We start from the raw sequence: 11,888 nt of genomic DNA, 5'->3' as shown, positions 1-11,888 counted from the left end.
TCTCATCACGCTCTAGATTACGTGCTGCTGCCTGCCGCGGTCGCGACCACCGGGATCACCTCCTTGGCGGCGCGGTCCGGGGTCTCGTCCTTCCAGCGCACCGAACCGAACGGACGCTCCAGCATCCGGCGCACCCGGATCGGCTCGGCGCCGATGTGGAAGTCGGCCGCCTTCTGATGCAGTTCGCGCTCGATCTGGGTGGCACGGTTGCGCTGGCGCAGGAAATCCAGCCAGGTCGGGCAATGATAGCGCTCGGTCCACAATTCGGGATCTGCGATGTCGCGCGCGATCGACCAGCCATAGGCGCCGTTGCGCTGGCGGCTGAGCTGCACGTCCTGCATCACATTGTGGAAGGCACGCGCCTTGTCCTGCGCCACCCGGTATTCGATCTCGACCACCAACGGCCCGCTGCGCCCGGTCAGTTGCAGCCGCACCTCGGGATCGGCCAGTGCGTCGGTGGCGTCCTCGTTGCGCGCGCCGATCGGCGGCATCCTGAGCCAGATGCCGAGCACCGGCGACAGCAGCATCAGTCCGGCGGAGATCAACAGCGCCATCTCGACGCCGCCCATATCCGTGATGCGGCCCCAGCACCAGCTTCCGATCGCAATGCCGCCGGCGATCGAGGCCTGAAATGCCGCAAGCGAACGGCCCGCCACCCAGCGCGGCGCCGAGAGTTGCACGCCGATATTGAACAGCGCGATCGCCAGCATCCACACCGCGCCGGCAACGACCAGCGCGGCGGCTGTGATCACCGGCTGCTTGCTGACGGCAACCGCGGCGATCGCAGCCCCCATGGTCAACGCACAGACGCGGATCGCGGCCTCGCCGCTGAGCCGGCTGCGGATCTCGCTGATGTTGAGCGCGCCGATCACCGCGCCCATGCCGAAGGCGCCGAGCATGATGCCGTAGGTCTGCGCGCCGCCATGCAGGAGATCGCGCGCCACCAGCGGCATCAGTGCCGAGACCGAGCCGCCGATGATCCCGGTCACCAGGGTGCGGGTCAGCACGATCCTGATCGACGGTGAATTGGTGATGTAGCGCACGCCGGAGACGATGGCGCGGTTCAGCCGCTCGCGCGGCAGCCGCGACGGCTCGCTGACGCGATTCCACAGGAACAGCACCACGAGCAGCGGCAGATACAGCACGGCATTGGCGGCGAACGCCGCCACGGCGCCTGCGGAGGCGACCACGATGCCGCCGATCGCCGGACCGAAGCTGCGCGCGATGTTGTAGCTGATGCCGTTCAGCGCGACCGCGGCGGGCAGCGTCTCCGTGGGCACCTGCTCGCTGACCGAGGATTGCCAGGCCGGGCCGAACAGCGCCATGCCGCTGCCGACCACGAAGCACAGCGCGAGCAGGATGTTCGGCGTCACCAGGTTGAGCCAGGCCAGCACCGTCAGCGTGGTGGCGCCGGAGAGCGCGATCATAAGCGACACCAGCGCGACGATGCGGCGGTCATGCATGTCGGCGATGGCGCCGGCGGGCATCGAGATCAGCATCACCGGCAGCATCAGCGCGGTCTGCACCAGCGCGACCTTGTCGGCCTCCGAGGCCATCTGGGTCATCGCCCAGGCGGCGCCGACGCCCTGGATCAGGATGCCGAGATTGGAGAGCAGGCTGGCGAGCCAGATTCGCCGGAAGATTGAATGCCGCAGCGGTGCAGTGATACTGTCGGGACGCTTCCGCGGTTCGGTCATATCCGGTTCCGGTTGGCCTGCTATGAATTGTCGAATGATTCCGGCTGCATCAACTGATGCCCGGCAAACGCGTGTCCTGTCCAGCGATTACGGTATTCTTAGCGGGTGTAGGACACAGCTAAAGCACTGAAAGACCTGAGGAAGGGTTGGGGAAGGGGACCGATGGCGCTGTCGCGGCGGAGATTTTTGCAAGGGGCCGGCGCCTTGTCGCTGCTGGCGGGCCGTCTTTCCGTCCCGGCTCTGGCCCAGCCGGCGCCCGTCGGCGACATCCCTCCGATCCTGTTCGTGCACGGCAATGGCGATCACGCCGCCCTCTGGATGACGACGCTCTGGCGGATGGAAGCCAACGGCGTGCCGCGCGAGCGCATGGCGGCGATCAATTTCATCGATCCGCTGGCGCGCACGGACGACAAGGTCGAGCAGGCGGGCCGCTCCTCGACCGAGGACCAGCGCCGCGAGCTCGCCGAGGCGATCCGGGAGCTGAAGCAGAAGAGTGGCGCCGCGCGCATCGCGCTGGTCGGGAATTCCCGCGGCGGCAACGCGATCCGCAACTTCATCAAGAATGGCGGCGGCGGCGACATCAGTCACGCGGTGCTGTGCGGCACGCCCAATCACGGTGTCTACGCATGGGACGACGGGCTCGGCAACGAGTTCAACGGGCGCGGTCCGTTCCTGCGCGGGTTGAACGACGGCGACAGCGAAGTGACTGCCGGCACCGCATTCCTGACCTTGCGCAGCGACGGCTTCGATAAATATGCCCAGGCCGACGGCCGCTTCGTGGGCAAGCCGGGCACGCCGACCAACGTCACGACCGAAGGCCCGGCGCTGAAAGGCGCGACCAATCTGGTGCTCGGCGCGGTCGATCATCGCGAGACCGCGTATCATCCGCGCGCCTTTCGCGAGATCTACAAATTCATCGCCGGGCATGAGCCGTCGCGGATCGAGATCGTGCCGGAAACGGCGGTGAGGCTGAGCGGCGTCGTCACGGGCACGCCCAGCGGCGCGCCGACCAACCGGCCGGTGCCGGGTGCCACGGTCGACATTTATCGTGTGTCGGCGGAGACTGGCGAGCGCATCGGCGGCCCGCTGCACAGCTCGCAGGCCGGCGCCGATGGCCACTGGGGTCCGGCGCAGGTCGATCCGTCCTGGCCGCTCGAATTCGTGCTGACTTCGCCTGACGCGGTGACGACGCATATCTATCGCTCGCCGTTCCCGCGCTCCTCCGAGATCGTGCATCTGCGCGCGGCGCGGCCACTCTCGCCAGCCGATTCCGGCGCGGGTGCCATCGTGCTGATGTCGCGGCCGCGCGGCTATTTCGGGCTGCCGCGCGACATCGTGCTGTTCGACGGCAAGGAGCCGGCCGATGTCAAATCCGGGGTGCCGACCGATGCGGTGACGACGTTGCGGCTCGCCGCAGCCGATGTCGGCCGTCCGGTGGCCGCGATCTTCAACGGAGAGCGCATTGTGATGCGGGCCTGGCCGGCATCGGAGAACCGGATTGCGGTTGCCGAGCTGACTTATTAGGTCTGGTGAAGGGGTCCGCGCGCCTTCATGGCGCCGGGATCGCATGGCCGGATCAGCCGTTGCGTGGCAGGAAGCGAGGACCATGAGCATAGCCGAAGTCTACGACATCACGGTCACGCGGCGGCCCCTGGTCCCGCCGGCTCCGCCGCGCGCGCCCGCCGACATGGGCGCGTTCCAGCGGATGCGGGTGATGCGCAACTCGCCGATCGAGACCTGGGGCCAGCGGGCCTATGAGGACGACATCGTTCAGGGCCGCTTTCTCAACCACTCGAGCTTCATTCTCAACACGCCGGACGCGATCCGCCACGTGCTGGTCGACAATTACGAGAACTACACCCGCACGCCGGCCGGCATCCGCGTGCTGCGTCCGATGCTGGGCGAGGGACTGCTGATCGCCGAAGGCCGCGCGTGGAAGCATCAGCGCCGCACGCTGGCGCCGGCGTTCACCCCGCGCGCGTGACGACGCTCGAGCCATACATGATCGCGGCGGTCGACGAGACCATCGTCAAGCTGAAGGCAGCGAGCGGCGGCCCGGTCGATCTGCGCGAGGTGATGCAGCGGATGACGCTGGAGATCGCCGGCCGCACCATGTTCTCGTTCGGCATGGACCGCCATGGTGCGGCGTTGCGCGACTTCGTGATGGAGTATGGCGACACCCTGGCGCGGCCGCACATGCTGGATCTGCTGCTGCCGTTGAACTGGCCGACGCCGCAGGATTTCCGGCGCGCCCGCTTCCGCAAGCGCTGGACCGCGTTTGTCGGCCAGCTGATGGCCGAGCGCCGCGCCGCCGGCAAGGATGACAATGCGCCGGCTCGTGACCTGTTCGACCTGATGGGCGCGGCGCGCGATCCCGAAACCGGCCAGGCGTTCACCGACGCGCAGCTCGGCGACCAGGTCGCCACCATGATCCTGGCCGGCCATGAGACGACCGCGACCGCCCTGTTCTGGGCGCTCTATCTGCTGGCGCTCGATCCCGATACCCAGGAGCAGTTGGCAGCAGAAGTCAGAGGCGTGGCAGCGAATGGCACGCTCGACATCGAGCGACTTAAATTCACCCGTGCGGTAGTCGACGAAACCATGCGGCTTTATCCGCCGGCGTTTTTGATTGCGCGTGCGGCGGCAGGGCCCGACACCATCGCCGGCCGTCCGGTCAGGAGGGGTGACGTAGTCCTGATCGCGCCGTGGCTGCTGCACCGGCATGAAAGGCTGTGGCGCGATCCGAATGCGTTCGTGCCGGCGCGCTTCATGACGGGAACGCCGCCTGATCGGTTCGCCTATCTGCCGTTCGGTGTCGGCGCGCGAGTCTGCATCGGCGCGCATTTCGCGCTGGTCGAGGCGACGCTCGCGCTTGCGAAGATCATCGGCGCGTTCCGCGTCGCGCTGGCGGACAAGGATCCGGTGCTTCCGATCGGCGTCGTGACGACACAGCCGAACCGCTCGCCCGTCTTCACGATCAAGCCGCGCTGATCTTGCACGGCGGTGTTCCGATGCTCATCTCTTTGCTTTGAGCACGATCTTTTCGGAAAACCGGTCTCCACTTTTCCGGTTCATGCTCCAGGGGCTCACCATGAGCGATACGCAGGCCCATTTCGCAGTCCTCAGGCAGACGGCCGATCCGGCCGTCGCCGATGCCTTGCAGCAGCTGATCGCCGATGGTCATGATCGCGAGCTCAATCGCATCAACGCTCTGGAGTTCGCGGACCGAACCGGGCTCGACCAGGAGAAGGTGATCTCCGGCTTCCTGCATGCCTCCCGGCTCGGCCTGTTCGACATGAGCTGGAACGTGCTGTGTCCGGGTTGCGGCGGTGTGCTCGATGCCCACACCACGCTGAAGTCGCTGCGCCATGACGACTACAATTGCGCGCTGTGCGCGGCCGGCTACGAGGCCTCCGTCGACGAGCAGGTCGAGGTTGCCTTCACCGTCAGTCCGCGCGTCCGCCACATCGCCGCGCACGATCCGAACACGCTGCCGATCTGGGAATACTTCCGCCAGATGTTCTGGAGTTCGGGGATCGAGTTCGACGAGAGCTCGGTGTCGACCCTGATCAACGAGGTGACGCTGGAGGGGCTCGAATTGCCGGCCGGCGAGAAGGCGATCCTGTCGCTCAATCTGCCCAACCAGTTCATCATCGTGTTCGAGCCGGTGACGCATTCGGCGCATTTCTTTGCCGTCGAGGGCGAGCCGACCACCGAGCGCCAGCAGTTCTCGATCGCGTTCAACAAGTCGCATGCACCGACCGGCACCTCGACGATGCGGCCGGGGCCGCTGCGGCTCTCGCTGGAGAATCACGCCGACGTTCGGGTGCTGCCTTCGGTGTGGATCGCAGGCGATCCGCTGCACAAGCTGCTCGGCAAGCGCAAGCCGATCCTGACCGCGAAGCGGATGCTGTCGAACCAGACCTTCCGCGATGTGTTCCGGGCCGACAACCTCACCGTTGACCAGCGGCTGAAGATCACCGCGCTGACCTTCCTGTTCACCGATCTGAAGGGTTCGACCGCACTCTATGAGCGGGTCGGCGATCTCGCCGCATTCGATCTGGTGCGTGCGCATTTTCATGCGCTGCTCGAGATCATCGCCTCCGAGCGCGGTGCCGTGGTGAAGACGATCGGCGACGCCGTGATGGCGACCTTCATCCGACCCGAGCACGCATTGTCGGCTGGATTGCGCATGCGGGCGGCGATGAAGCAGCTCAACACCGAGCGCGGCAAGGAAGATCTGGTCGTCAAGATCGGCATCCATGAAGGGCCGTGCCTCGCGGTGACGCTGAACGAACGGCAGGATTATTTCGGCCAGACCGTGAATATCGCAGCCAGGGTGCAGAGCCTGTCGACGTCCCAGGAAATCCATTTGACCCAGCCGGTGATGGAATCCGCTGCAGTCGCAGGAATCCTCGACCGCGCGGCGATCAAGCCGATCCAGAAGGAAGCGGCGTTGCGCGGCATTGCCGACAAGCTCGTGGTGTACGAGATACCGTAGTCATATTTCTGAAACGTAATCCTTGCCGAAACGTAATGTCGCAGCGGGAACATGCGCGGATTGCGTCGGTTCTGTTTCCACGCCATATACATTTCAGCTTCATCCGACAGAGAGAGCGATGCTCGACGGACTCCGCCAATTCATTGCCGATATCGTCTCCCCCGATGCCCAGGCCGACCGCGCTTTCGATGACGGCGACTATCGCCTCGCGGCGACCGCGCTATTGGTGCATGTGGTCTCGCTGGACGGTGAGCCGACGCCTGCCGAGACGCGGAAGCTGCACAGCCTGATCGAGAGCCGTTTCCAGCTCGATCCCGGCACCGCCGACAGGCTGATCGCTTCCGCCATGCGCGTCGAGGGCGAGGCGGTGGATCTCTATCACTTTACCAGCGTGATCATGCGCTCGGTGAATGAGGAGGGACGGCTGCGCATCGTCGAGATGATGTGGGAGCTGGTCTATGCCGACGGCCAGGTCAGCGAGTTCGAGGATAACGTGGTCTGGCGGGCCGCCGATCTGCTCGGCATCTCCTCGCGCGACCGCATCGACCTCAAGCACCGGGTCGCCGAGAAGCAGGCGGAGCTGCCGAAGGGCCCGTGGGGCACCGCAGACGCGGCAATCTGACACGGTCACCTGGGCAAGCCTGAGCACCGTCGCCGGCGTCACGGATAACGAAATTTTAATGTCCATCGCGATTGTGGGCGATCCGTCTGAAAATCTGGCGTTTCATCGCCGATTCGGCGGTCCGCGACTGTCCACAAGCCCATACGCGGCTTGCGTCCCACCGCATGCCTATGCTCTCGTCGCCCCGTTGGGGACCTCACTAGAATTTGCAGTAAGAGTTTGAAACGTGACCGAGCGTGTGACGCTGATAACCGGGGCATCGGCGGGCATAGGCACCGAACTGGCGCGCGTGTTTGCATCGAATGGTCACCGCGTGGCGCTGGTGGCGCGACGGGTCGATCGCCTGACGGCGCTCGCCGACGAGCTCGCGGCCAAGGGCGGCGCGGCGCCGATTGTGATTCCCTGTGATCTCCAGCAGACCGATGCGGGCGACAGGATCGCCGAGGCCCTGACCACGGCCGGGGTCGAGGTCGAATATCTCGTCAACAATGCCGGTTTCGGCCTGTTCGGCCTCGCCATCGAGCGCGACCGTGCCGAACAGCTCAACATTATCAACGTCAACATCCGTGCGATGACCGATTTGACGCTGCGCTTTGCCGATCAGCTGATTCGCAACCGCGGCGGCATCCTCAACCTCGGTTCGATCGCAGGATTCCTGCCCGGCCCCGGCATGGCCGTCTACTACGCCAGCAAGGCCTATGTGCTCTCGTTCACCGAGGCGTTGCGCTGCGAGCTGGCGCCGAAGGGTGTGCGTGTCACCGTGGTTTGCCCTGGTCCGGTGCCGTCCGAGTTCCAGGATCGTGCCGGCTTTGCTCCCGGGTTCGATTCGGCCATCCTCAACGTCGCGCCTGATGAGGTCGCCCGCCAGGCCTATCGCGGCCTGATGGCCAACAAGCGCGCGGTGCTGCCCGGCGCCTTCATCAAGCTGGTGCCGTTCCTGCTCCGGCTGTTTCCGCGCTCCTTCATCCTGACCGCGGTCGGCGGCTTTCAGCTCCGCAAGCGCTAGTTTCTCCAGAGCAACCCCTGCGTCGTCGTCAAGGCTGTCTCTGGCCCGCTATTTGCTTCGCCTGGGTGTGCGCAAACTCACACGATGTTAACGACCACTTAGCTAAGATCGCACCTTACGTGCCGAAACTTTAAGCAGAGGCCAAACCTTCAAGTTCGAGGCAATGTCGTTCCGGTCTGACCAAACCCGTGTCGTGGTGCCCTTCGCGAGCCGAAGGCCGGCCGCGGTCACGCCGGCAAGTCAGGCCTCGCTCCGGCCGGTGCTGATCGTGCTGCATCAGGAGACATCGACCCCGGGCCGGATCGGCAACGCGCTGCGTGCGCTGGGCTACCCCCTCGACATCCGCCGTCCGCGCTTCGGCGATGCGCTGCCCGAGACGCTCGAGGCGCATGCCGGCGCGGTGATCTTCGGCGGTCCGATGAGCGCCAACGATCCCGACGACTACGTGCGGCGGGAGATCGACTGGATCGCAATTCCGCTGCGCGAGCAGCGTCCGTTCCTCGGCATCTGCCTCGGCGCGCAGATGCTGGCGCGGCAACTCGGCGCGCGCGTCGCGCCGCATCCGCAAGGCCGTGTCGAGGTCGGCTACTATCCGGTCAGGCCGACGCAGGCGGGCCGCGCGCTTTGCCCGGACTGGCCGGCGCGCGTCTATCACTGGCATGGCGAGGGATTTCAATTGCCGGCCGGCGCCGATTTGCTTGCAGCCGGCGATGATTTCCCGGTGCAGGCGTTCCAGTTCCGCAACGCCTTCGGCCTGCAATTCCATCCCGATGTGACCTACGCGATGATGCATCGCTGGACCGCGCGCGGCTGCGCGCGGATGGATTCGCCGGGCGCGCAGCCGCGTCATCAGCACTTCGCCGAGCGCGCCGTGCACGATGCCGCCGAGCGCGCGTGGCTGACGCATTTCATCGATGGATGGATCGCGCGGGTGCGGCAACCGGTGATGCTGCAGGCCGCGGAATAGCCGCGCGGCGGAATTTCACGCCGCCTTTTCATTCTGATGGATGTGCTACTGTCGAGGTGCCACGCGCGGGCCGTATCGCCGCGCGCATCAATAACAACAAGGCACAGGGAGATCGCCGTGAGCTACGAACACATCCTCTATGATGTCAGCGACAGGATCGCCACCATCACGCTCAACCGTCCCGACCGCATGAATGCGTGGACGGCGATCATGGAGCGGGACGTCCGCCACGCGATGGAGGCTGCGGCAAATGACGACGATGTTCGCGTCATCGTGCTGACCGGCGCGGGCCGAGGTTTCTGCGCCGGCGCCGACATGGACGCGCTGAAAGGGATCGATCCCAACGAGGTCCGACGCGGCGAGAACATTCCGTTCGACATGAATCGCCGCGCCGATTGGCAGACGCGCTACGCCTACTATCCCGCAATCAAGAAGCCCGTGATCGCGATGCTCAACGGCGCCACCGCGGGCATCGGCCTGGTCCACGCGCTCTATTGCGACCTGCGCTTCGCCGCCGACAGCGCGGTGTTCACGACTGCGTTCGCGCGGCGCGGTCTGATCGCCGAGCATGGCATCAGCTGGATGCTGCCGCACATCGTCGGTCACGCCAACGCGCTTGATCTGTTGATGTCGGCGCGGCGCGTCTCCGCCGCGGAGGCGCTGCGCATCGGCCTCGTCAACCGGCTCTCTTCGCCGGAGAAGCTGCGCGAGGAAACCTACGCCTATGCCCGCGACCTCGCCGATTTCGTCTCGCCGAGCGCGATCGCGACTATCAAGCGCCAGGTCTACGACGTGCCGTTCCAGACGCTGGCCGAAGCCACCATCGACGCCAACCGCGAGATGCAGATCGCGCTCAAGGGCAATGATTTCCGGGAAGGCGTCGCGAGCTTCGTCGAGAAGCGGCCGCCGCGGTTTACGGGGACGTGAGGGGGAGGGGCGGATTGGGTCCGTCTTCGCCCTGCGGGGAGCTTGCCTTAGCCCTGCTTCGCCCTTCGGGCTACGCCGCGGCAGCCTTCGCTCACTTCGCTACGATGGACTTTCCGGGCTTGCCGAGCCGAAGCTCGCGAAGCGAGCGAAGGCTGGTGGAGCCAGGCGGGATCGAACCGCCGACCTCGTCATTGCGAACGACGCGCTCTCCCAGCTGAGCTATGGCCCCATCGCGACCGGGTGTTGCTGAGTGTCCCGGCCGTCAGTCGGGCGCCATTTACAGTCCCGCCCAAGGCCAAGTCAAGAACGGTGAAACAGCGGTTTTCGGGCTTTCCTGCCCGGAACTTCCCTTGTTTGCGGGGGGACGAACCGATATTTAGAGCATGATCCGGACCCGGCGGGCCGCGTTAGCGAGAAGTACGTAGCGGTTTTCCGAGAAGATCCTGCTCAAACAAGAAGCGCGCTGGCGGTTCAAGTCCGGTTTCGTTGCGCTTTACCTGGTCGTCCCACCCGCGAGCCCCCATCATATGCGCGCTGTTCTCGACATCGTCATCATCGTCCTCGACCTCTATGTCTGGCTTCTGATCGCCTCCGCCATCCTGTCCTGGCTGGTCGCCTTCAACGTGGTCAACACGCGCAACCAGTTCGTTTCCGCGGTGGCCGAGTTCCTCTACCGGATCACCGAGCCGGTGCTGCGGCCGATTCGCAACGTGATGCCGAATCTGGGCGGCCTCGATATCTCGCCGATCATCGTGATCCTGATCATCATGTTCATCCAGCGGGTGATCGCCTATTACATCTATCCCAACGTGATCTGATCCCTGGCGATGGACCGCTGCTGATGGATCCTTGTTGATGGAGCCTTGGCAATGGATCCCTGGCGTTATTCCACCGAGGGCATCAGCATCGCCTTGCGCGTGACGCCGCGCGGCGGCCGCGACGATATCGACGGGATCGAGACGCTGGCCAACGGCCGATCCGTGGTGAAGGTGCGGGTCCGCGCCATTGCCGAGGGCGGCGAGGCCAACCGGGCGGTGACGGAGTTATTGGCCAAGGCGCTCGGCGTGCCCAAGGCCAGGGTGAAGCTGCTGTCCCGGTGCCACCTCGCGACTGAAGCAGGTGGCGGTCGACGGCGATCCGAGGCAGCTCGGCGACACCTTGAGGAAATTGACTGCGACCGCGCCGAACCAAGAGACGAAGGACTGACATGACTGCCCGCATCATCGACGGAAAAGCCATCGCCGCCGAGCTTCGCACCCGCGTCGCCGACGAGGTCGCCCGCGTCAAGCGCGACCATGCGCTGACGCCGGGGCTCGCCGTCGTGCTGGTCGGCCACGATCCCGCAAGCGAGGTCTATGTCCGCAGCAAGCACACCCAGACCCAGGCCGCCGGCATGGCCTCGTTCGAGCACAAATTGCCGGAGGACGTGTCGCAGGCCGACCTTCTGGCGTTGATCGCGCGTCTCAACCGCGATCCGCTGGTGCACGGCATCCTGGTGCAGCTGCCGCTGCCGAAATCGCTGCACACCGAAACCATCATCAACGCGATCGACCCGGCCAAGGATGTCGACGGCCTGCATCCGAACAATGCCGGCCGGCTCGCCGGCGGCCTGGCGGCGCTGTCGCCGTGCACGCCGCTCGGCTGCATCATCCTGACCAAGAGCGTGCATGCCTCGCTCGAGGGCATGAACGCGATCGTGATCGGCCGCTCCAACCTGGTCGGTCGTCCGCTGGTGCAGTTGCTGCTGAACGAGAACGCGACGGTCACGATTGCGCATTCGCGCTCGCGCGACCTGCCGAAGCTCTGCGCCCAGGCCGATCTGGTCTATGCCGCGGTCGGCCGACCGGAGATGGTGCGTGGCGACTGGCTGAAGCCGGGTGCGACCGTGATCGATGTCGGCATCAACCGCATCCCGGTGCCCGGCGGCAAGCCGAAGCTGGTCGGCGACGTCGCATTCCAGGAAGCGCTCAACGTCGCCGGCGCGATCACGCCGGTGCCCGGCGGCGTCGGGCAGATGACGGTGGCGTGCCTGCTGGTCAACACGCTGCGCGCCGCCTGCGCGATTCACGGCCTGCCCGCGCCGGCGGTGTGAACTGCTCCCTCGCCCCGCTCTTGCGGGGAGAGGGTCGGGGTGAGGGGCTCTCTCCACGAGTGTTGAAGGTGGACGG

Annotated in this window: 9 protein-coding genes, 1 tRNA gene and 2 pseudogenes; 10 read left to right on the top strand and 2 right to left on the bottom strand. The window is 65.7% G+C overall.

All coding sequences use genetic code 11. From position 1 onward, the window contains the following. Positions 1–17: 17 nt before the first annotated feature. On the bottom strand, positions 18–1,697 hold the full coding sequence (locus tag H8A92_RS26435; RefSeq protein ID WP_229198473.1) for an MFS transporter: 1,680 nt from the start codon (positions 1,695–1,697) through the stop codon (positions 18–20). 162 nt (positions 1,698–1,859) lie between these two features. Here H8A92_RS26435 and H8A92_RS26430 point away from each other — a divergent pair, with 162 nt between their 5' ends. The 7 genes and pseudogenes from H8A92_RS26430 (at position 1,860) to H8A92_RS26400 (ending at position 9,720) form a co-directional block, all read left to right on the top strand. Next, the gene (locus H8A92_RS26430; protein ID WP_229198472.1) at positions 1,860–3,221 is read left to right on the top strand and encodes a hydrolase; all 1,362 of its coding nucleotides are present in this window, start codon (positions 1,860–1,862) and stop codon (positions 3,219–3,221) included. Positions 3,222–3,303: 82 nt separating this feature from the next. Continuing rightward, a pseudogene (locus H8A92_RS26425) lies at positions 3,304–4,688 on the top strand (cytochrome P450). 100 nt (positions 4,689–4,788) lie between these two features. Next, a complete protein-coding gene (locus H8A92_RS26420; RefSeq protein ID WP_229198471.1) occupies positions 4,789–6,198 on the top strand; it encodes an adenylate/guanylate cyclase domain-containing protein in 1,410 nt (469 codons plus the stop codon). Between the two features lie 118 nt (positions 6,199–6,316). Continuing rightward, positions 6,317–6,820 (top strand): tellurite resistance TerB family protein, encoded by a 504-nt coding sequence (locus H8A92_RS26415; protein ID WP_229187986.1) that lies wholly within the window; start codon positions 6,317–6,319, stop codon positions 6,818–6,820. A gap of 226 nt (positions 6,821–7,046) precedes the next feature. Next, positions 7,047–7,826, top strand: coding sequence for an SDR family NAD(P)-dependent oxidoreductase (locus H8A92_RS26410; protein WP_229198470.1), 780 nt, complete (start codon positions 7,047–7,049; stop codon positions 7,824–7,826). Positions 7,827–7,989: 163 nt separating this feature from the next. After that, positions 7,990–8,793, top strand: a complete 804-nt coding sequence (locus tag H8A92_RS26405; protein WP_229198469.1) for a glutamine amidotransferase — start codon at positions 7,990–7,992, stop codon at positions 8,791–8,793. Between the two features lie 117 nt (positions 8,794–8,910). Further along, positions 8,911–9,720: an enoyl-CoA hydratase gene (locus H8A92_RS26400; protein ID WP_229198468.1), complete on the top strand. Its 810-nt coding sequence runs from the start codon at positions 8,911–8,913 to the stop codon at positions 9,718–9,720. Between the two features lie 153 nt (positions 9,721–9,873). On the opposite strand, the gene H8A92_RS26395 is transcribed toward H8A92_RS26400, so the two are convergent. Beyond that, positions 9,874–9,949: transfer RNA gene (locus tag H8A92_RS26395), tRNA-Ala, on the bottom strand. A 298-nt stretch (positions 9,950–10,247) separates the two neighbouring features. Between H8A92_RS26395 and H8A92_RS26390 the strand changes: the two genes are divergently transcribed. From H8A92_RS26390 to folD, 3 genes and pseudogenes are all read left to right on the top strand, one after another. Then, a complete protein-coding gene (locus tag H8A92_RS26390) occupies positions 10,248–10,538 on the top strand; it encodes a YggT family protein (RefSeq protein ID WP_021078230.1) in 291 nt (96 codons plus the stop codon). Between the two features lie 51 nt (positions 10,539–10,589). Next, positions 10,590–10,926: pseudogene (locus tag H8A92_RS26385) on the top strand (DUF167 domain-containing protein). Position 10,927: 1 nt separating this feature from the next. Beyond that, a complete protein-coding gene (gene folD, locus H8A92_RS26380) occupies positions 10,928–11,812 on the top strand; it encodes a bifunctional methylenetetrahydrofolate dehydrogenase/methenyltetrahydrofolate cyclohydrolase FolD (protein WP_229198467.1) in 885 nt (294 codons plus the stop codon). Positions 11,813–11,888: the final 76 nt, after the last annotated feature.

Origin of the sequence: Bradyrhizobium acaciae (assembly GCF_020889785.1) — a bacterium.
GTDB classification, from domain to species: Bacteria; Pseudomonadota; Alphaproteobacteria; order Rhizobiales; family Xanthobacteraceae; genus Bradyrhizobium; species Bradyrhizobium acaciae.
Note: the sequence above shows the minus strand (reverse complement) of the source record. Positions and strands in the feature narration are given on the sequence as shown.

Excerpts from the sequence above, each read along its gene's own strand:
- H8A92_RS26435 (WP_229198473.1), bottom strand. The coding sequence starts at position 1,697 with ATGACCGAACCGCGGAAGCGTCCCGACAGTATCACTGCACCGCTGCGG.
- H8A92_RS26430 (WP_229198472.1), top strand. The coding sequence starts at position 1,860 with ATGGCGCTGTCGCGGCGGAGATTTTTGCAAGGGGCCGGCGCCTTGTCG.
- H8A92_RS26420 (WP_229198471.1), top strand. The coding sequence starts at position 4,789 with ATGAGCGATACGCAGGCCCATTTCGCAGTCCTCAGGCAGACGGCCGAT.
- H8A92_RS26415 (WP_229187986.1), top strand. The coding sequence starts at position 6,317 with ATGCTCGACGGACTCCGCCAATTCATTGCCGATATCGTCTCCCCCGAT.
- H8A92_RS26405 (WP_229198469.1), top strand. The coding sequence starts at position 7,990 with ATGTCGTTCCGGTCTGACCAAACCCGTGTCGTGGTGCCCTTCGCGAGC.
- H8A92_RS26390 (WP_021078230.1), top strand. The coding sequence starts at position 10,248 with ATGCGCGCTGTTCTCGACATCGTCATCATCGTCCTCGACCTCTATGTC.
- folD (WP_229198467.1), top strand. The coding sequence starts at position 10,928 with ATGACTGCCCGCATCATCGACGGAAAAGCCATCGCCGCCGAGCTTCGC.